General features: G+C 59.5%; 18 protein-coding genes. 5 read left to right on the forward strand and 13 right to left on the reverse strand.

Annotation, left to right across the window (positions count from 1 at the left end; genetic code table 11):
• Positions 1–15: 15 nt before the first annotated feature.
• Complete coding sequence (locus BW967_RS03085) at positions 16–642, reverse strand: hypothetical protein (protein WP_076483528.1); 627 nt, start codon at positions 640–642, stop codon at positions 16–18.
• Between the two features lie 86 nt (positions 643–728).
• Positions 729–1,844 carry a DUF6456 domain-containing protein gene (locus BW967_RS03090; RefSeq protein ID WP_076483529.1) on the reverse strand — a complete coding sequence of 372 codons (1,116 nt, stop codon included), beginning with the start codon at positions 1,842–1,844 and terminating at the stop codon, positions 729–731.
• A 211-nt stretch (positions 1,845–2,055) separates the two neighbouring features.
• On the opposite strand from BW967_RS03090, the gene BW967_RS03095 reads away from it, so the two are divergent.
• Positions 2,056–2,364: a DUF6477 family protein gene (locus tag BW967_RS03095; RefSeq protein ID WP_076483530.1), complete on the forward strand. Its 309-nt coding sequence runs from the start codon at positions 2,056–2,058 to the stop codon at positions 2,362–2,364.
• Here BW967_RS03095 and BW967_RS03100 read toward each other — a convergent pair.
• Positions 2,351–3,928, reverse strand: a complete 1,578-nt coding sequence (locus BW967_RS03100) for a helicase HerA-like domain-containing protein (protein WP_076483531.1) — start codon at positions 3,926–3,928, stop codon at positions 2,351–2,353. The two genes, BW967_RS03095 and BW967_RS03100, sit on opposite strands and share 14 nt — an antisense overlap.
• Before the next feature lie 436 nt (positions 3,929–4,364).
• Between BW967_RS03100 and BW967_RS03105 the strand changes: the two genes are divergently transcribed.
• Positions 4,365–4,961, forward strand: coding sequence for an invasion associated locus B family protein (locus BW967_RS03105; protein ID WP_076483532.1), 597 nt, complete (start codon positions 4,365–4,367; stop codon positions 4,959–4,961).
• Positions 4,962–5,010: 49 nt separating this feature from the next.
• On the opposite strand, the gene BW967_RS03110 is transcribed toward BW967_RS03105, so the two are convergent.
• From BW967_RS03110 to BW967_RS03125, 4 genes are read right to left on the reverse strand one after another with little or no spacing between them, the layout of a single operon-like run.
• Positions 5,011–6,219 carry a beta-ketoacyl-[acyl-carrier-protein] synthase family protein gene (locus BW967_RS03110; RefSeq protein ID WP_076483533.1) on the reverse strand — a complete coding sequence of 403 codons (1,209 nt, stop codon included), beginning with the start codon at positions 6,217–6,219 and terminating at the stop codon, positions 5,011–5,013.
• 3 nt (positions 6,220–6,222) lie between these two features.
• The gene (locus BW967_RS03115; protein ID WP_076483534.1) at positions 6,223–6,498 is read right to left on the reverse strand and encodes an acyl carrier protein; all 276 of its coding nucleotides are present in this window, start codon (positions 6,496–6,498) and stop codon (positions 6,223–6,225) included.
• Positions 6,499–6,504: 6 nt separating this feature from the next.
• On the reverse strand, positions 6,505–7,605 hold the full coding sequence (lpxD, locus tag BW967_RS03120) for a UDP-3-O-(3-hydroxymyristoyl)glucosamine N-acyltransferase (RefSeq protein WP_076483535.1): 1,101 nt from the start codon (positions 7,603–7,605) through the stop codon (positions 6,505–6,507).
• Between the two features lie 48 nt (positions 7,606–7,653).
• Positions 7,654–9,285 carry a L,D-transpeptidase family protein gene (locus BW967_RS03125; protein ID WP_245826412.1) on the reverse strand — a complete coding sequence of 544 codons (1,632 nt, stop codon included), beginning with the start codon at positions 9,283–9,285 and terminating at the stop codon, positions 7,654–7,656.
• Positions 9,286–9,582: 297 nt separating this feature from the next.
• Between BW967_RS03125 and BW967_RS03130 the strand changes: the two genes are divergently transcribed.
• Positions 9,583–10,143 carry a peptidoglycan L,D-endopeptidase MepK gene (locus BW967_RS03130; protein ID WP_076483537.1) on the forward strand — a complete coding sequence of 187 codons (561 nt, stop codon included), beginning with the start codon at positions 9,583–9,585 and terminating at the stop codon, positions 10,141–10,143.
• Positions 10,144–10,266: 123 nt separating this feature from the next.
• Positions 10,267–10,725, forward strand: a complete 459-nt coding sequence (locus BW967_RS03135; RefSeq protein WP_076483538.1) for a GNAT family N-acetyltransferase — start codon at positions 10,267–10,269, stop codon at positions 10,723–10,725.
• Between the two features lie 28 nt (positions 10,726–10,753).
• Here the strand turns inward: BW967_RS03135 and BW967_RS03140 are convergent, their stop codons facing one another.
• From BW967_RS03140 to BW967_RS03150, 3 genes are all read right to left on the reverse strand, one after another.
• Complete coding sequence (locus tag BW967_RS03140) at positions 10,754–11,092, reverse strand: pentapeptide repeat-containing protein (RefSeq protein ID WP_076483539.1); 339 nt, start codon at positions 11,090–11,092, stop codon at positions 10,754–10,756.
• A gap of 193 nt (positions 11,093–11,285) precedes the next feature.
• Positions 11,286–11,954, reverse strand: coding sequence for a cytochrome b/b6 domain-containing protein (locus tag BW967_RS03145; protein WP_076483540.1), 669 nt, complete (start codon positions 11,952–11,954; stop codon positions 11,286–11,288).
• Complete coding sequence (locus tag BW967_RS03150; RefSeq protein ID WP_217696366.1) at positions 11,947–13,692, reverse strand: tetrathionate reductase family octaheme c-type cytochrome; 1,746 nt, start codon at positions 13,690–13,692, stop codon at positions 11,947–11,949. The genes BW967_RS03145 and BW967_RS03150 overlap by 8 nt, the downstream gene beginning before the upstream one ends.
• A 299-nt stretch (positions 13,693–13,991) precedes the next feature.
• Between BW967_RS03150 and BW967_RS03155 the strand changes: the two genes are divergently transcribed.
• Positions 13,992–14,501, forward strand: a complete 510-nt coding sequence (locus BW967_RS03155) for a hypothetical protein (RefSeq protein WP_076483541.1) — start codon at positions 13,992–13,994, stop codon at positions 14,499–14,501.
• 716 nt (positions 14,502–15,217) lie between these two features.
• Here the strand turns inward: BW967_RS03155 and BW967_RS03165 are convergent.
• The 3 genes from BW967_RS03165 to BW967_RS18475 all read right to left on the reverse strand — a co-directional run bounded on the left by BW967_RS03165 (position 15,218) and on the right by BW967_RS18475 (position 18,313).
• Entirely contained in the window at positions 15,218–16,582 is a 1,365-nt protein-coding gene (locus BW967_RS03165) for a M16 family metallopeptidase (RefSeq protein ID WP_076483542.1), read from the reverse strand.
• Entirely contained in the window at positions 16,579–17,865 is a 1,287-nt protein-coding gene (locus BW967_RS03170; protein ID WP_076483543.1) for a M16 family metallopeptidase, read from the reverse strand. The genes BW967_RS03165 and BW967_RS03170 overlap by 4 nt, the downstream gene beginning before the upstream one ends.
• A gap of 64 nt (positions 17,866–17,929) precedes the next feature.
• Entirely contained in the window at positions 17,930–18,313 is a 384-nt protein-coding gene (locus BW967_RS18475; protein ID WP_139327783.1) for a hypothetical protein, read from the reverse strand.
• Positions 18,314–18,817 lie beyond the last annotated feature (504 nt).

Consider the following 18,817-nt stretch of genomic DNA (forward strand, 5'->3'; position numbering starts at 1 on the left):
CGCCGCGCCGCGCGCCTAATTGTGAAGCCAGATCATGAGCACAAGCAGCACTGGTGCGCCGATCAGCATGAGCAGCAATAAATAGAGAGTCGGTTTGCAGGTAAAGTTCAGGCGGCGGCTTTCCTGCTCTTGCGTGATTGGCGCTTGGTCACCCGCCGCGCGTCGGACTTGCGCCAGCACAGCCTCCGCCAAGCGTTTGTTGGGCGCGAAGGGCTTGATCGACAAGATACGCGGTTTTTGCACCGGATCGTGGGGCGCAAAGTGAAGTTCCGGCGCATAGCCGCCGCGCAAACGCCGATGCACCAGCTCCGCTGGCGCATCGCCGCTCAACACCACCTCCGTGCTACGGTTCCAAAACCCCGAAAACACCACCCGCCCCGGCGCAATCGTCAATTTGGGGCGCCCAAAGGCGCGCCCAACCAGACCCGCGCCCACCATGGCAACAAGAAGGAGGCCGCACAGCGCTGCGAAAACGGCATCGGCACGGTTGCCACGCGCCCATTCCTCTGGCGCAGTCTCAAAAGCCAGAAAACCGCCAAGGAGAAGCATGAGCCCCATGGCCGCCCAAGTGCCAAAACTCCAGCGCGGCTTGAGGGTCACGGGCAGCGGGTTCTGGGTCGAAAAATCGGTTCGGTCTTGCATATCATATCTGAAAAAGCTCTGCGCAATTGTGCGGGCAACGCGAGGCAGAGGCAAGATTTTCTCGCCCTGCCCGCACGGATCGCGCCTCACCCAATCAAGGGCGCGGCCCCGCCATAGGTCTCGTCATAATGGCGCTTGAGCCGCATCAGCGCGATGCGCAGGACAATCTTGCCCGAGCGCGCCGACCAACCCATGCGTTTTTCCGCTGCTTCCAGACCTTCCAGAAAACAGCAGCACCGCAGCACCATATCGCCCAAACCGGGGCCAAGGTCGGACAGCGCCGCGGCCACGCGTTCGCGCGCGCGGTCTGACCCGCCAGGGCCGCCGGTGCCCAAATCGGGTCGGTAGTCGCCACGCGCGCCGCCGGTCATGAACCGTTCCCAGTTTTGCGCAACGCGCGGGCCCATCTGCGCCAGTTCAAAATCTTCGCGCAGCCGTTCGCCCGCCGCCACCAAGTCCGGTGCCAAGAAGGGTTTGCCATCGGCATCGCGGCGCCGCGCCAAAACACCGAGCGGGCTTTCGGCCAAATTCATCCGCAGGCGCGGTCCTCGCCCGGTGGCGCGGTCCACCTCGTCTCGGTGCTGCGCGCCATGTGGATTTTGTGTCGCGTCCGGTGCAAGCCCAGCTGCAGCTTGTTCTTCCGCCAGCAGTCGCTTAAGCGCGGCGCGCCCGGTGCTGGTGATCTGGTAGCTTGTCACCCGCCCGCTATGGGCGACGCTGATCCAGTCTTTCAGCGCGAACCCCTGCGCAACCTCACGGCTTATCACCGCCGTGCGCACAGTGCCGCGCAGCACCACGGCCTTCTCCATATCTGTCGAGACGACCAAAACCGCGCCAGGTTCGGCAAGCCGTCGCAACACGCGTTGCGCCTCGCGGGCCAGCAGATCATCTTCCAGCGTGGCTTTCACAGAGCGGATCGGGGCTGTCATCGGGTCTGGTTCCCTCATCGGCACGCTGGCACATGCGGTTTGGGCCAGCGATGCCCCGGTGCGGCCAAGGCGGGTAAGCGCCTCATCCACCAAAGGGTCATCGCGGCGCGCCTCGATCCGGCGCACGCGGCGCAAGATCGTTGAGGCGGCACAGCCCTCGGCGCGGGCCAATTGGCGGATCGGGACACCCTCCTCGACATGGCGCAAATAGGTGCGCGCACAATCGGGCAACCAGTCGGGCAGCCCCTCCCAGGCTGTCGTGGTCTTGATCATGTGTTCTTTCCCGTTCGCGCCGCGTGGGACGGCGCCGAATGCACTTCCAAGCGTGGGTTGGTTTGGTTACCCGTTCATTAACAAACGGGCTGATACCGAAAATTCTTCAAAAATTCTAAAGACCTGTAAATACATCGCACGGTGGAATCGCGCACCACGCAACACCCGCTTAGGTTGTGTTTGATTTGGGACGTTCTTGCGGGAGGGTCCCATGTCCGAACTTTTAGAGCAGATGGCGCGGTTGCGCCGCCCCAAGCTTTTGATCCGTGCGGCGCGGTTTGGCCAAAGCGATTACAACCGCCGACGGGATCTGAAACGGCTTTTGGCGCAGTCAGAGCTGCCACCGCCCGCATCTGCCCTGCGCACCCTTTTGGAGATCGAAGCGGCACTGGAAGAGGCGCGCCTGAACGGAACCGCCGCCTATAGCTTCTTGCGCCATATCGAAGTGCTGATTGCGGTGATGGCGGAGGCGCGGTTGCTCGCGCCCTGCCCCAATCCGCCCGCCGCTAACGCGACTTGAAAAGCGAACCAAGCACCCCGCGCACCAGTTCCTTGCCCGCTTTGGAGCCCAATTGCCGGGCGAGCGATTTGCCAAAGACCTCGGCAATGCTGTCAGAGCGGAAACTGCGCCGTGTGCTGGTAGATCGAGGGGCTTTTTCCACCTTCGCGCTCTTGATCGGCGTGAAGCGCCGCGCGCGGTTGAACTCCAGCTTCGCGGAAGCGGGTTCCGCAGTGTCTTCGGGCTCCGCCGCCTCCGCTTCTGCCGCCGCTTTTTGCGCGCGGGCCGCCAGAATTTCCGCGGCAGAATGCCGGTCGATCATCTGGTCGTATTTCAACCCATAGGGCGACGCCTTCACAATGATCTGCCTTTCCTCGGGCGTGATCGGCCCAAGCCGCGACTGCGGCGGACGCACCAACGTGCGCTCAACAACGCCCGGTACGCCTTTGTTTTGCAAGAAAGAAGTCACCGCCTCGCCAGTGCCCACTTCTTTGATGGCGGTTTCGGTTTCAAACCTTGGGTTCGGGCGATAGTTTTCCGCCGCGCGGCGCAGGTCTTTTTGGTCTTTGGCGGTAAAGGCGCGCAAGGCATGTTGCACCCGGTTGCCCAATTGGCCCAAAATATCCTCGGGTACATCGGCGGGGTTTTGCGTGATGAAATAGATGCCGACCCCTTTCGAGCGAATGAGCCGCGCGACCTGTTCGACCTTATCGACCAGCGCTTTGGGCGCATCGTCAAACAGCAAATGCGCTTCATCGAAAAAGAAGACAAACTTGGGTTTGTCGGGGTCGCCCACCTCGGGCAGTTCTTCGAAAAGCTCAGACAGCAGCCACAAAAGGAAGGTCGCGTAAAGCCGCGGCGAGGACATAAGTTTATCCGCCGCCAAAATGTTGATCTGGCCGCGCCCATCCGGCGCAAGGCGCATCATATCGGCCAGATCAAGCGCGGGTTCGCCAAAGAACTGCGCCGCGCCTTGGTTTTCCAGCACCAGCAAGCGACGCTGGATTGCGCCCACCGATTGCACCGCCACATTGCCATAGCGCAGCGAAAGCTCATCGGCCTTTTCGCCAACGTAAACCAGCATTGCCCGCAGATCATCCAGATCCAGCAGCGCCATCCCCTCGCTATCGGCCAGATGGAAGGCGATATTGAGGACACCCTCTTGTGCCTCGCTCAGATCCAAAAGCCGGGCCAGCAACAACGGCCCCATTTCGGAAATCGTCGTGCGCACAGGATGCCCCTGTTCGCCAAACATATCCCAAAAGGTCACCGGATAGTCACGGTAGGTGAGATCGAAGCCGATGGTTTGTGCCCGCGCCATGAACGGTTCGTGCAGTTTGCCATTGGCCGAACCAGGGAGCGCGATGCCCCCCAAATCGCCCTTCACATCGGCCATAAAAACCGGCACGCCCGCCGCCGAGAACCCCTCGGCCAAAATTTGCAAGGTGACGGTTTTGCCGGTGCCGGTGGCCCCCGCCACAAGCCCATGCCGGTTGCCGTATTTGAGAAGCAATTCCTGCGGCAGCCCATAGCCCTCGCCACCACCGCCCACGAAAATACCAGTCTCGGTCAAAACCCCGGTCATGCTGCCCCTCCCTTGGTTAAGGGCCACAATACTTCCTTAACCCTTTTGCGCCATAGTGGAATTGTCCCGCCTGTGCCTTTGGCCGTGGGACACTTCCTCCCTGTCGACTGGCCGCGCCCTTGGGCGCGGCTTTTTTCTTTGCGAAAGATTTTTCTTTTCACGAACAAAGCCTTGGCAATTTTATATTTGCCTGTTGACCTGAGCCCTTATCCACTCTAGCGTTCATCTCAATGACATAGTCGGCTGGTCCGACAGGGGGAAGGAAGGGCTTCGGAAACGGGGCCCTTCACCCATTTCTGGACCCCGCGTTCCGGGCGTGGTTTTTCACGGAACTGTCAGCTTTTGCGGTAAGATCGTGTCTGCAAATCGCCGATTTCCGCGGGACAGCCCCGGTTTGGCATGCTAAGCCCTCTGCACCCCCTTTGGAGGAAACCGGATGATGAAAAAAAACAAATCCCTTGCTCTTCTGATTGCCATGGGTCTCGCTGCGCCGATGGCGTGGGCGCAAGACACCGCCGCGCCCGAAGCCCCCGCTGCCGCGACCGAGGCGACCCCGCCCGCCGCCGCCGTGGAAGGCCCCGGCTCGACCTATGTGAAAGAGACTTTTGACGACTGGCAGGTGCAATGCCTGCGCACCGAAACCGGCAATGATCCGTGCGAGATGTTCCAACTTCTCAAAGACGGTGATGGCAACGGCACGGCGGCGATCTCGATCATGGCGCTGCCGGAAGGCGAAGAGGCCGTTGCCGGCGCGACGATCACCACCCCGCTTGAGACCCTGCTCACCCAAGGCGTGAAGCTGAAGATCGATGCGCAAAACCCGATCCAGCTGCCGTTCAATGTGTGCTCGCAAGGCGGCTGCTTCTCGAACGTGTTCTTGAAAGCGCAAGACATTGATCTGTTCAAGAAGGGCAACAAGATCGCGATGACGATCATCCCTGCCGCCGCGCCCGATAAGCCGGTGGAACTGACGATCTCGCTCAAAGGCTTCACCGCTGCCTTTGACGGGCTGCCGAAACCGGCCAAGCCGTAACCGAAGATCGCATTGCAAAGCCTTGATAACGCCGTCCTTTGGGGCGGCGTTATGCTTTGGAGAGCAGCAAGACCGCGTTCAAGCCGCCAAAGGCAAAGGCGTTCGACATCACAGTTTTTGCTTTTGCCTCGCGCGCGGTGTTGGGCACCACATCCAGCGGGCAGTCCGGGTCGGGGGTGTCGTGGTTCACGGTGGGGGCAATTACGCCTTCGTTCAGCGCCATCAAACAGGCGAGCATCTCCACCGCGCCGGTCGCGCCAATGCAATGGCCGTGCATCGCCTTGGTGGAGGACACAGGCACCACCTTGCCGCGGTCACCAAACACTTCCAAAATCGCCGCCGCTTCGGTGCGGTCATTGGCGTTCGTGCCGGTGCCGTGGGCGTTGATGTAATACACCTGATCGGCGGAAATGCCTGCATCCGCCAACGCGCCGCGCATCGCCCGTGCCGCCCCATCGCGCGAAGGCATAACGATATCGCCCGCATCCGAGCACATGGCAAAGCCGGTGATTTCGGCCAAGATCGTCGCGCCACGCGCCTGCGCGCTGTCGTAGCTTTCGAGCACAAAGACGCCCGCGCCCTCGCCTTGCACCATCCCGTTGCGGTTGGCGGCAAAGGGGCGGCAGCCATCGGGCGACATCACCCGCAGCCCTTCCCAAGCCTTCAGCCCGCCGAAATTCAGCATCGATTCCGCGCCGCCCGCCAACATGCCATCGGCCATGCCCGAGCGGATCATTTGATAGGCCAAGCCAATCGCATGGTTCGAACTCGCGCAGGCCGTCGCCACGGCGAAACTCGGCCCCATCAGCCCCCAATCCATCGAGATATGGGAGGCGGCCGCATTGCTCATCAGCTTCGGCACGGTGAAGGGATGCACGCGGTTTTTGTTTTCGGCATAAACGGCGCGATAGGCTTCGTTCACCGTAGCATTGCCGCCGCCCGCGGTGCCAATGATCGCGCCCCAGCGCGTTGGATCGCCGGGCACTTCGGTCAAACCCGCCTGCCCCATCGCCTCGCGCGCGGCCAAAAGGCCAAACTGCGTGAAACGGTCGTAAAACGAGAGCTTGCTCTTTTCAAACAACGCTTCGGGCGCGAAGTCTTTGACCTGCGCGCCTATGCGGATTGTGAGCCGTTCCACATCGGCAAACTCAAGGGCGCCGATGCCACAGCGCCCTTCCTTCATCGCGGCAAGCGTGCCGACAACATCCGGGGCCAAAGCATTGACCGTCCCGGCCCCGGTAACGACGACACGCCTCATGCGTTAGGCCATTTCCGGTTGCGGCGAGGAAATCAGGCGTTCCACTGCGCGCACAATCGCACCGACCGAGGAAATGTCGAAATCGCTCTGGCTCGGCTCGTTGGCGTTGAACGGCACCGAAACGCCGAAGGTCTCTTCGATCGAGAAGATCATCTCGACCAGACCAAGGCTGTCGAGGCCAAGGTCCTCAAGCGTCATATCCGGGCGCACTTCGTTCGGTTCCATCGCCGCTTCACGCGCGATGATCGAAAGAATCTGGTCTTGCATATCGGGCCTCATCTGGCGTTACTCCGTGCCCTTCTTTTGCGAGAGATTTGTAACAGTTTCTCGAAGTTCCGCCATTTGCGCAAAGAGTCGCGGCAAACGGCGGATGTTTTTCCAGGCTTCAACATGGGTTTCCATTTTGACGGCGGGGTAACCGAGCAAAACCCGACCTGCGGGCGCATTGGTGAAGATCTTGGTGGCGCCGCCCGCGATCACGTCATCGCCGACAAAGATATTGTCGTTCACGCCGCATTGGCCGCCCATCACCACCCGGTCGCCAATGCGCGACGAGCCCGCAATGCCGACCTGCCCGCACAAAAGACAATCGCGCCCAACTTGGACGTTGTGACCAATATGGACGAGGTTATCGAGCTTGGTGCCCGAGCCAATCGAGGTGGCGCGCACGGTACCACGGTCAATCGCGACATTGGCGCCCAGTTCGACATCGTCGCCAATTTCCACGGTACCAAGGCTGTGAATCCGGGTCCAGCTTTGTTCCTTGATGCCTTCGCGCTGGCCCAAGGTTTCGCGGATTTCCTCAACACCCGATTTTTCCGGCGTAACGAAAGAAAACCCATCCGAGCCCACAACCCCACCGGGTTGCGCGATGAAGTTGTCACCAATGCTGACCCGCGCGCCGATCTTGACGCCGTGCAGGATCAGCGCGTTTTCGCCAATTTGCGAAGCTTCGGAAATGCAGACATGGGCGGCGATCCGGGCATGCGCGCCAATCGTCACGTCCCGCCCAATCACCACAAAGGGGCCAATGGCTGCGCCATCGCCAATCACCGCGCTAGGGTCAATCACTGCTGTGGGGTGGATGCCCGGCGCAATCTCTGGCCCCGGATCAAAGGCTTTGGAAAGCCCCGCCATCGCCAGCCGTGGCCGCGCAACGAAGATGGCCGCTTTCAGCCCCAAAGCCTGCCAATCGGTGCCTTCGGGCACAATCGCCGCCAAAGCCTGCCCGGCCGCCAAGCCGGGGATATATTTCTCGCTCATCGCCAAGGCGATTTGGCGCGGCCCGGCCGATTGTGGCTCCGAGGCGCTGTCGATCGGCAGGGTCAGGTCTCCCTCCGCCCGCGCCGCGAGTGCCGTTGCGATGGTTTCGACCGTCTGCGCCATGTCTTGCCTCTTCGTGACCCGCGCGCCAAGCGCGCTTCACGAGAAGATTTAGTTCGTCAGCGGCGCCAATGCCACCCCTGCCTTTTCAAGCGCACTGTAAAGTGCACCGTCGCGGCCATAGACATCGTGGCGGTATTCGATCCGGCCCTGCGCATTCGGCCAAGCGGTGAAATAGACCAAATGCACCGGCACCGGCTTATCGAGCGGCACACGGGTTTCCGCCCCGGTGCGCAGGATCGATTGGAAGTAATCTTCCGGATTGTCGACCTGTTTGGCGAGCAGCGCATAGGCAAGGTCAAACGGACGCCCGACCCGGATGCAACCGTGGCTGAACGCGCGCACATCGCGCTGGAACAGCGATTTCGACGGCGTGTCGTGCAGGTAGATGTTGTATTTGTTCGGGAACAGGAACTTCACCAGCCCCAGAGCATTGCCGCTGGAGGGCGGTTGACGCATCGCAAAGGGGAAGTTGCGCGCGTTATACGCCGAAAAATCCACAGAGCCGCGCGAAACGGTGCGGCCCCGGCTATCGACCAGTTGGATATGCCCCGCCGCGCCCGGATTGCGCTGCATCATCGGCAGATATTCTTTCACGGTGATCGAGCGCGGCACGGACCAGCTCGGGTTGATCACCATCAGCTCCATCTCGTCGGAAAATTCCGGCGTGCGGCGGTCTGAACGGTTTTGGCCAACCACAGTGACCGATTCAAAGGTCATCTTGCCGTCGTCAAAAATCCGGGCCGTGAAATCGGTGATATTCACCCAGATATGGCGTTGCCCAAGGTCGCGGCCATTGAGCCAGCGCGCCCGTTCAAGCGCCACCAACACCGATTTCAGACGCTCTTCGGGGGCGGTGTTGATCTCGGCCATCGTCGCTTCGCCCGCAACGCCATCGGCTTTCATGCCCAGATCGAATTGATAGCTTTGCACCGCCTTTTGCAGCGCCGCATCATAGCTGCCCGAGATCGAGCGGCCCATATAGCCCATCGCCATCATCCGGTCGCGCAGTGCCACCACTGCAGCACCGGTATCGCCCGGGCCAAGACGTTTGGCGGGCACCGGCGCGCCCCAGCCGCCATCGGCGATTTGTTCAGCCAAATGCAAGCGCGCGCGCAGAAGGTTGGCATATTGGGGGGTATGGGGCGCAAGGCCGCGCAGATAATGCGCGGGAACCGGGGCGTTCAACAGCCCATTGAGCAGGGCGACGGGGTCGGGGCGGATGATCTCGCGCACGATGCCCGCATCAATCTTTTGCGGCTCCAGCGCACCGGAGGAAATATCGCGCGCCCAAGCAAGGTAAGCGAGAGAGACTGCCGCTTCCAACTGGCCGCGCTCGCGCTCGGTCTCAATCGTCGCAAAGCGGTTGCGCAGATCCTCGGCACCGTAACGCGCCACCGGCAGCCCATGCGCGCCCGCTTGGTCGAGCGCCGCAAAGAAAGCGGCGCGACGCGGTGCGGCCTCTGCCGTGGTCCAGATCGGTTGATAACTCCGCTCAGCGTAAAACGCGCCAAGCGCGGGGTTGGCCGCGGCAGTTTCCGCCACCGCTTGGGCGAAGCCCGAGATTTCTTGTGCCTGCACGACACTCGGTGTTGCCCCCACCAGCGGCAAAGCCGCCGTTCCTGCCAGAAGGCATGCCACAACAAATTTGCGGCCAAAATCCCGCATGTCCCGTCCAATCATATGCTTTCACCCCTGAAAGTCCCCGCCCGCACCCTGTTGGAAAAACCGCCAACTGTCCAGACGATGCAGAAAAACAAGGGCTTTTTGCCGTCACGATGCCCCGTGAAGCGATGCAAGCGGGCCACAGCGCGCCCCCTTTGAGCAGAAAATTGCCGAAAGGTATGGAAATCCCCACCCTTAGATAAATGAAAATTTGAATCACTCACGGGCCTGTGCCATAACTTTGCCACGGAATACGGTTAGAAAGTGGTTAAAGCCGCTCCATAGGCGGCAAAAAACCGAGGGACAGGCAAACCGATGAGCATGATCACGACATCCCGTCGCGGGCTTCTTGCGGCCTTTGCTTCCACGATGGTGGTTGCGGCGCCCACGATGAGCAACGCTTTTGGCATTCTGCGCGGGGCCGGTGACATTCGACGTATCCGTATGTACTCCGGCCGTACCGGCGAAAGCATCGACACGATCTACTGGATCGAAGGCAACTACATCCCCGAGGCGCTGAAAGAGATCAATCTGTTCATGCGCGACTGGCGCACCGATCAGGTGAAAAAGATCGACGCCCGGACGATTGACATCGCGGCTGCCTCGCACCGCTTGATGGATACGAACGAGCCTTACATGATGCTCTCGGGCTACCGTTCGCCCGCCACCAATGCGATGCTGCGCTCGCGTTCGCGCGGTGTGGCGAAGAACTCACTCCACATGCAAGGGATGGCGGCGGACCTGCGCCTCAAATCCCGCTCGGTGCCGCAAATCTATGCCGCCGCAACGGCTTGCCATGCGGGCGGCGTGGGCCGCTACATGCGCTCCAACTTCGTGCATATGGATTGCGGCCAAGTCCGCACCTGGAACGGCTGAGCCTTTCGACGAGCATTTGCAAAAGGGCGCTGCATCTGCGGCGCCTTTTGTTTTTGGGGCCTGAGTATCTCTTAAGATCAGCTCGCAATATGCTGGTTTTCTTGGGCAAAAGGGAGACCAACTATGAGCGAATTGCATTTCCGTCGCGCAACCGCCGCAGATGTTGAGGCGGTTGTTGCACTGCTCGCCGATGACACCCTTGGCTCTGCGCGTGAAAGCGCATCGCCAGAGTTGGCCGAATGCTACAGCCGAGCCTTCGCCGAGATCGAGGCTGATCCGAACCAGTTTCTGTGTGTGGTCGAGGATAACGGGTGCATTGTCGGCACCCTGCAACTAACCTTTATCCCCGGCCTATCGCGGCAGGGGGCCAAACGCGGTCAGATCGAAGCGGTGCGAATTGCACGCGACCGTCGCGGCGAAAAGCTTGGCGAGGCGATGTTTGCTTGGGCGATTGAGACCTGTCGCGCGCATGGCTGCGGCTTGGTGCAACTGACCACAGACAAAGCCCGCCCAGATGCGCATCGCTTTTACGATCGTCTAGGCTTTGAGCCGAGCCATATCGGCTACAAGCTGTCTCTCTGATCGCCGAAGATCACGCGGAAACGGAGGTTTAGCCCCGTTGTTTTTCATAGGCGTCAAAAAGATCACTCACCAGAACCCCGTTGATCCGCATCCCAGTGAGATCTGCATCCGAGATTTCCGTATCGGCCAAAGTTACGCCGCTGATTTTCAGCTTGGAGAGGTTCGCATTTGAAATCTGCGTTTCGGCGAGGGTCACATTGTGAAACCGCGCCCGCGCGAGGTTGACGTCATCAAAATCCGCTTCGCTCAGATTGGTGTTATGAAACGTCGCTTTCGAAAGAACGGCAAAGAACTTTGAGCCCGCAAGATTCACACCGTCGAAGTGCGCGCCCTCCATATCGGCACGTTCAAAGTGCGCAGCTTGCATCTGAGGGCCGTTGAACGGATTTGGCTCAGTGTCTTTTCCCAAAGGAATATCCTTCCGCGAAAATGTTTCTTTTGGGATGATGGCGCACAGAATGGCCTACGGTCAACAACCGAGATCAAAACCGGCTCCTTGCATCCTACCCAAACAAAAAAGCCCCCGTCACCGGGGGCTTTCTCATCTCTCTCATCCCGCCTCAGTCTTTGTAAAGCGGGGTTGCGCGGACGAGGCCTTTTTGTTCGAGATAGGCCTCTTCCTCGGCATTCAGATCAATGCGGTCATAGCCGGTGATCATCGGTTGCACGTGGCGTTTGAACCCATGCCCGATGGTCAGCAAATATAGATGCGCGACCACGAACGAGCCAATCGCAAAGGCAGCGAGCACATGCAGGTTGGCGATGATCGTGAGCCAGAACCCCTGCCCGTCTGCGCTGTCCCAAAAGCCATAAGATAGATAGGCGAGCCCCGTCACCCAGATCGCCGGGAAGAGCGCCATTTTCAGCGCGAAATAGGCCCCGGCTTGCAGCGGGTTGTGGCGGCGTTCCAAGGTTTTGGAATAGGGATGCTCCTCGCCCTTAAACACGCCATAGGCATAGAACCGCGCCACCTGCAAAAAGCCCGTCAGCCGCGGAATGAACTGCTTCCAGCCATGCGTGGTGAACAGCCAAAAGGTGGCGAAAACCCACAGCACCAACAGCGCAATCGCCACCAGCGAATGCACGGTTACCGCCAAGCCAAAGGGCATCACCTCATGCAGTCCCATGATCCGCGCGCCGGTGAAGAACAACAGCATGATCGAACCCGCTTGGGACCAGTGCCAAAGCCGATTGAACCGGCTGTAAACTTTTACGCAGCGCTCAACCATGATGACCTCCGTTCGGTTTGCGGCCCACAAGGCGCAGCACGCCATGCCCCGCGACCCCAAGCGCGGCAAGCACCAACAGCACCATGCCGATCTTGCCGCCGATGTTCAGACCGCCGGGCACATAGATGCCGGTGATCCCGGCCATGCGGCCATTTTCTGCGTGGCAGGCCGCGCAATCGAGCGCGTCTTCCTTGGGCGCAACTTGGTGGGCAATCGGCCAATACATATAGGTATCGACGAAGTCGTAATTGCCCGAATACTCAAGCCCAACATAATCCATGCCCGCTTTGAGCGATTTTTCCCAATCGAAATAGGACCAAAGCGCCGTGCCATCGCCCGGACCATAGACGTGGTTGAACAAAAGCACATTGCGCACCGTGTCATAGGCTTGCCGCCCTTCCATCCGTTTGAACGGGAAGATGCGGGCATCGGGCGCACCGGCTTCGCCTTGGATTTGGTTGATTTCCACCACTTGGCTCGGGTCAATCTCCATCTCCGGCAGCGTGTAGCGCATCACCCCATTCGACCACGCGTAATGCGGCACGACGTTTTCGCCCCAAGCAAAATCGCCCTTGGTGGAAAGGTAGGTATGCAGTTCCGCGCCATTGCCTTGGGTATAGCCATGTTCCTTGATCGGCTTGCCGTTTTCATCCATCCGCCCGGCGGTGGACCAATCCCAGAAGGTTTTGGTCGCCACGCCACCACGCGCAAAAGACGGGATATGGCAGCTTTGGCAGGCCAAGCTGTCGGTGTGGTCATTGAGCTTCATCGCCAACAGCGGGTTCGGCCCTTTGTGCGGCGCATCGGTGTGACACGAGGTGCAGCTTGCGGTGTCGCGCTCGGCCCCCGGCATCCGGTCCGCGCCATGCGGGTCGATCACATCGCCCTCATACCGCGAGCCCGCCAGAACGTGCTTGTCCGAGACGTGGCAGCTTTCGCAGGTCATATTGGCGCCGTCTTGCGACATATGCACATCGACCGCGCGCGGCGGGTCAAACAACACCGAGGACAGATCGCCGTGTTTCACATTATCGCCGCCGCCGCCGTAAAAGTGGCAATTGCCGCAGTTTTCACGCGTGGGTTGGCCCACCGACAGCGCGGCTTTGACCAAATCCACCGGCGTGGCTTTGGCCCCGGTGATGGTCTTGGCACCCTCTGCCACCGGGTCCAGCGGCGGGTGACCGGCAAGGTTGTCTTGCTTGGCATATTGGCCGGAGCTGTCATGGCAGACAAGGCAATCGACCGCGGTCGGGTCAGTCGGCGCCGGTTCGCGCACATCGTCCCAGCCATAGCCGACGTGGCAGGAGGTACAGCGCACCTCGTTCGAGGCCACGTTGCCGCAAAAGGCGTTCAACTCATGCGCCTTCCCAAGCGTTTGCCCGGTGGTGGCGTTTTCATAGGTCCAGGTCCAGTGGACCGAATGCATCACTTGGTTGGAGGCTTCGGTGTGGCAGCTCAAACAAGCCGCCGTGACCTCTGGCCCCGATGCGAAGGGCCCTTTGAGAACATCGAATTTGGAGTGATCGGCGGTCAGCCCCGCCACCGGATCGGTGATCAGGGCCGCATTCGCGGCAAGGGTGGCCGGATCGGGGCGCGATTGTGCGCCCATCATTGGGGCCTCTGAGGACGCCTCCGGGGTTTCTTGCGGAGCCGTAGGCGCATCTTGCGCCCATGCAGGCCCCAAAGCGAGCCATGCCGCCGTTAGGCTGGCCGTGACCCGCAAAGCGGACAGTTTCATGATCCCTCCCCCAATCGTCGGTCGTTAAATGCGATAAGTCTCCGTTCATATTCCGATACACGCATCCGTGAATGCGAATAAGTGACTGTGTCACACAGCCGCAGAGAAAGAGTGCCGCAGGAGGGCGCCGCGCCGCATGTGGTGGATCGCCGCACGAGGACGCAAAGCCTTTTGGGTAGGCGCCGCCTGTTGCCGACCTGCGCCAAGCTGAAGATCTTCTAAGAATAAACAAAAGCTTGTTGATCCGACGGTCTTCGCGGGTGATCGTAGCGGGAGGAACGGGCAAGGGGGCCGAGTGAATGCGGATGAAAATTGCGGGGCTTTTGATCTGTTTGGCGCTGCCAGCGGCGGCGGAAAACGTGCCAATGGCGCGGATCTATTCCACCGGAAACATGATGTATGAGGGCGATTCCTGGGAATGCATCCAGATCTCCTCGACCATGGGCTGGCAACGCTATGTGCCACCGCATGAACCGGGCCTCTATGGACATGATTTCTACAATATGACCATTTCCGCCGATCAAGAGGGCTGGACGGTCGACAAGGCGCGCTATGCGCGGGTGCTAAATGGCGGGCATACCGGGGCGGACGCCCGCGCGCTCTCCCCTTATGATGGCTATAAATACGACCAGTCCTACCCGTTCGGCGCGCTATTGCTGCGCTACAAAGATGGCACCACCCGCGCTTTGATGCGCGAAGACCCCGGCGGCACCAGCTGGGACTTTGGCAATGATCCGCTATTTGATTTTCGGATCAATGACACAGGCTTCGGTGATAATGCCGGCGTGCTGAAAATCTGTTTTTGGTGATTTTGGTGCACGTGAAGCGCGCGCCACACGGCCCGCGCAGTGCATTTCTATGATCGGAGAATTGGCGCACCCGACAGGATTCGAACCTGTGACCCCTGCCTTCGGAGGGCTTTTTTAATCGCAATGTTTTCTCTATGTTCTTGTTTTGCACCTGTTTTCGTTCACGCTCAGCATGCACAGTTTTGGCTCAATCTGTTACGCGTAACAGTTACGGATCGGTACGGACGATGGCTTCGACCACTACAAGAGTTTCATCAAACTGACTGCTACTTGAGAGTGCAAACGGCCCAATGCAGCCGGTCGGGGTGACGCATACGCCGCAGCGCGGCTTCCCCGAAGCGGTCGGTCATGGCTTGGCGCAGAAATATCTTTGGCCGAAGGTCGCTGATGCGGACGAAACGGTCGTGCCCCAAGATCAATCGTTCTGTCCGGTGCGAGGGATTCAAGGAATGCCGGGTCATGGCTGATCGCTAAAACAGCCCTATCATAAGCAGACAGCGCAGCCTCAAGTGCTGCGATACCATCCAGATCAAGGTGATCGGTTGGCTCGTCCAAGATGAGCGGCGGCGGCGGAGTGGCACCGAGGGCAACCAACCCGATCAACCGCAGGCAAATAGCAAGGAATACCAACTCCCCGTAAGGCGGCGTGAACTTCCACAGCGTCTTGCCAAATCAGGAAAGTGGGATCTCGCCGCCGTTGTCTTAGCCCTGCGCACTCATCGGCAGTTGGCTGCTTCCGCAGGGGAGGTGATCACGCAAGCCCCTGGCAGCGCGGCTGCGTCGGGCGATACGGCCAGAACGATAAGTGCTTCCGCTTTGGGGAAAGCTGATGCCGCGCGAGCTTGAACAGTCGCATCGGTGACCTTGTTCAGAAGCGAAGGCAAGGTCAGCGCAAAATTTGCGTCCTCCCCATCCAGAAGAGCCATCAACGCCGATGAGGATGCTGCGCCCGGCAGCGTTGCTGTCCGTTCGCCATTTGCCTTGAACGGCTCCTTTCGGGCGGTCAGATCACCCATCTTAGGCGCGGTTAAGAACGCGGAATAGGCCGCGCGGACGATTGTTTCCGCCTCGGCCAATTTGGCGGTTTCTACCTCGCCCGACAAAACCATAACCCGCAGGTCACGCGAATAGCCAGCCAGACCCGCACCAAAACCATAGCTTGCGCGCAGCCCGGTTCTGACCGCGTCGAAGAGTACACTTTTGTCGTCACCTCCAAGGGCGCTGGCCAGCAATAAGTCTTCGAATTCGCTCCCTTCACGGGTTGGTGGAAGCGACCCCATCAAAACAAGCGTCGATGTCTGGGCTGTCGGGACGTGCAGCAGAATTCGCCTTGGTGCGAAATCGGCGGTGGGTGCGGAAGCGACAACCGCCTTCCCGGCAGGAAGCCTAGAAAGCAGCGCATCCACGGCCCCGCCTGCATCCGCTTCGCTGATTTCTCCGGCAATCACCACTTTTGCGCCTTTTCGGACCACAGTCTGCTGATACCAATCCATGACTTCCGCGCGTGTCGCTGTCGTGATCATCTCAGGTGGATCGACAGATAGTGCGCGGCGCAGAGGTGTATCGCCAAGAATGGCCCAACGCAGCGCATCATACCCGTTATTGGCTGGTTGCGACGCCGCTTCGGCCATGTTCGCGGCAAATCCCTGCTGGATCCGGTCGAACCAGCCTTGATCCATGGTCGGCTTTGCCAGATGCGCCGCCGCAATCTCTACCGCCTTTACGAGGTTTTCTTTTGGAGCGACCAACTCTCCAAAGAGATAATCAGGCGTCACCGACAAATGGCCCTCAGCCTTCAGATCGGCAAAGGTTTCCACCACCTCCCCCGGAGGAAACCCCTCGGCCCCGCCTGCAAGGATCAGATCCGTCCCGATGTATGGCACGGCCTGATTTACGTCGCCGCGCAGGGCCCAATTGGTCGGCCAAGCGATCTGGATTGCCACATCATCAGCCTCTGGAATGTAGATCCGCGCATATGTGATGCCGCCGGGGCTGGTCTCGGTGGCGGCACTGGCGTTTTCCTTCTCCTGGCATCCGGCCAGCAGGATCACGGCAAAAGCTGCGGCGACTAAGTGTTTCATAAGTTTGGGTCCGTTCCTATGAAGGCAATGGCAGTGCGTCCAGGGGCGACGAGGGCCGCGAGGATGGTGTCAATGTCTGCAGCATCGATCTGGGCATCGATCTTGCGCATCTGGCGTTCGGTCTTGGGTTCACGCAAGGCCGAGACGCGCGACAGCGTGTAATCCGCCATCCAGCGCTCGGTTTCATCTTCATCCGACCAGTCGGGCCAGAAGCCCTTGAACCGCTCGTGAACACGGTCGTACGTTGCTGCTGGCACACCTTGGGCCGAGGCAAAAAGAGCGGCCTCAAAGGCCGTTTGCATGGCTGCAAAGCCGATGCCCTTGTCAGGTTCGGCCGAGAAGATGAGTTCTATGTGGGTTTCGTCAATCGGCGCGATTGAGACGCCAAAGCTTTTGGTGACAAAGGCATCAAAGCGCAGAGGTCCAGCAAGGCCGCCGGGCAGATTGGTGTCGAGGATATCGCGCGCCAAAGCGGTCTGCGCCTCAAGCAGGTCGAAATCCACGGGTTCCGGCAAGGCCACGACCTTGCGCCACGTCATGCGGGCGGCGGCGTTCGGGGCGGGGTAGCGGAAGATGCGGGCTTCTGGCGCAGCGAGGGTAAACGGCGGCGGGGCGATGTATTCGCGGTCCGCGTCCAGGGTGGGGAAACCCGCTTCCGCCATCGCCTTCGCCAATTGGCGCTCGGTCACATCGCCAGTGACAACCAGCCGGGCAAGTTCGGGGCGATGGGTTTCAGCGTGAAAGGCCCGTGCCGCGTCATAGGTCAGCGCCTTGATCTGGTCTGGCGTGCCGATGACCGAGGCGGCGATGGCATTGCCTTTGTAAAGAAACGCCTCCATCTCTTCGGCGGCCTGCGTATCGGGGTTGTTCGCCATGCGCCAATCATACTCGCGCAGCATGACGTCGCGCTCGGTCTCGGCGAGCTCTTGCGGTAGGTCGATGGGGTCAAACACCACCTGCAACCGCCGCAGCATGTCGGTCAGATCCTCGGGCGGGCCGGAAAGCCAGTAGCCGACGGCAAAGTCGTTGGTCCAGGCGTTGCTGCCGCGATCCTCGGGGCGGGAGTTCTTTCCGATGTTGGGCAGCCAGGCGAGATGTTCGGTGTAGTGGGCGAGGATGGGGCGATGCTGTGGATAAACAATCAAGAAATGGACTTGTCCGCTTTCGTTGTTATGCGCGACAAACTTTACAGCCGATGAAGAACCTGCCATGGCACCAAAAAAGTATATTGCGCCCAGAAAAGGGATTACTAAAGCTAAAATACCGCAGGCCCATTTGATCATATTCTCTCTTTCGCGCTGCAGATACTGCGTCTCCCATCAAAAATGACGACCCTATATTATTCGTTCAGAAGTATCCCTGGACTAAAATAGAAAGTCGATAGCTTAAAATTAAAAAAGCCAGCCACCAAAGAACTTTTTCATATTTAACTGAGGGGGCCGATGTTCCGACCTGAAATGCTGGAATCGCGCGAAGTGCATTTGCAATCGAAAAGATAAAAATAAGCAAACTGAAGGAGATTAAATTCATAGGTAAAACAAAATGAGCCGCTGATATGAAAGCAAAAATAACAGGAGCTGAATACTTCAGCATCAATTGGGTCCTTGTGCTATGTGGGCGCGTGGCGCTACCATAGTTTGTAATCAAATTGTAGTTTTGATGCGATGGACGTAAAAAAGTATCGCCGTTGCCAAAGTGGTCAGGACAACGGCCGAAAATATTGTTGACCAAATTGCTATCCCGAGTCTGCTCATCATAACGATGATGCCTAGCACCGCGAAATATAGTAGTGGCCCCAACATTTTATAGGTCATTGTCAGTCACCTCTCCATTTCTAGTTTATCAGGGCCACCGGCATACGGTTGCTGCCGTGGCGGCGCCAATGGCGACGTCCGCCCCTTTTGCAGCGGGATGTGGTGCGTATCGGCATCAGAAACCGCTGCTGGACCCGTCGAGGTTGAAATCTTCAAAATTGGTGAGTGTCAGCTCTATTTGAGGTAACGCCCTACCTTCACGCCGCAGCGAACGATCGGTTCCCGCCCTTGCGGTCGTGTTGCGATGTCCCCCCCCCAGCATTGTCCCAATGTCCGCTTACGTTATGTGCTGTCGGAGCCCATGCTGATGCGGCGAATGGCCGCCATCCGCCGATGCCGTTGAAAAAGTCCGTGTTGCGCTGCGGCAAGTCTTTCGATTCACTCAAATATGAGGGGATGGGAGGATTTCGGGATGATGGGC

This window comes from Rhodobacter aestuarii, assembly GCF_900156655.1.
In the GTDB taxonomy this organism is placed as follows: Bacteria; Pseudomonadota; Alphaproteobacteria; order Rhodobacterales; family Rhodobacteraceae; genus Rhodobacter; species Rhodobacter aestuarii.

Excerpts from the sequence above, each read along its gene's own strand:
- BW967_RS03130 (WP_076483537.1), top strand. The coding sequence starts at position 9,583 with ATGAGCATGATCACGACATCCCGTCGCGGGCTTCTTGCGGCCTTTGCT.
- BW967_RS03110 (WP_076483533.1), bottom strand. The coding sequence starts at position 6,219 with ATGAGGCGTGTCGTCGTTACCGGGGCCGGGACGGTCAATGCTTTGGCC.
- BW967_RS03090 (WP_076483529.1), bottom strand. The coding sequence starts at position 1,844 with ATGATCAAGACCACGACAGCCTGGGAGGGGCTGCCCGACTGGTTGCCC.
- lpxD (WP_076483535.1), bottom strand. The coding sequence starts at position 7,605 with ATGGCGCAGACGGTCGAAACCATCGCAACGGCACTCGCGGCGCGGGCG.
- BW967_RS03165 (WP_076483542.1), bottom strand. The coding sequence starts at position 16,582 with ATGAAACACTTAGTCGCCGCAGCTTTTGCCGTGATCCTGCTGGCCGGA.
- BW967_RS03170 (WP_076483543.1), bottom strand. The coding sequence starts at position 17,865 with ATGATCAAATGGGCCTGCGGTATTTTAGCTTTAGTAATCCCTTTTCTG.
- BW967_RS03085 (WP_076483528.1), bottom strand. The coding sequence starts at position 642 with ATGCAAGACCGAACCGATTTTTCGACCCAGAACCCGCTGCCCGTGACC.
- BW967_RS03140 (WP_076483539.1), bottom strand. The coding sequence starts at position 11,092 with ATGCAAGCTGCGCACTTTGAACGTGCCGATATGGAGGGCGCGCACTTC.
- BW967_RS03145 (WP_076483540.1), bottom strand. The coding sequence starts at position 11,954 with ATGGTTGAGCGCTGCGTAAAAGTTTACAGCCGGTTCAATCGGCTTTGG.
- BW967_RS03150 (WP_217696366.1), bottom strand. The coding sequence starts at position 13,692 with ATGAAACTGTCCGCTTTGCGGGTCACGGCCAGCCTAACGGCGGCATGG.
- BW967_RS03105 (WP_076483532.1), top strand. The coding sequence starts at position 4,365 with ATGATGAAAAAAAACAAATCCCTTGCTCTTCTGATTGCCATGGGTCTC.
- BW967_RS03125 (WP_245826412.1), bottom strand. The coding sequence starts at position 9,285 with ATGATTGGACGGGACATGCGGGATTTTGGCCGCAAATTTGTTGTGGCA.
- BW967_RS03115 (WP_076483534.1), bottom strand. The coding sequence starts at position 6,498 with ATGAGGCCCGATATGCAAGACCAGATTCTTTCGATCATCGCGCGTGAA.
- BW967_RS03095 (WP_076483530.1), top strand. The coding sequence starts at position 2,056 with ATGTCCGAACTTTTAGAGCAGATGGCGCGGTTGCGCCGCCCCAAGCTT.
- BW967_RS03155 (WP_076483541.1), top strand. The coding sequence starts at position 13,992 with ATGCGGATGAAAATTGCGGGGCTTTTGATCTGTTTGGCGCTGCCAGCG.
- BW967_RS03100 (WP_076483531.1), bottom strand. The coding sequence starts at position 3,928 with ATGACCGGGGTTTTGACCGAGACTGGTATTTTCGTGGGCGGTGGTGGC.
- BW967_RS03135 (WP_076483538.1), top strand. The coding sequence starts at position 10,267 with ATGAGCGAATTGCATTTCCGTCGCGCAACCGCCGCAGATGTTGAGGCG.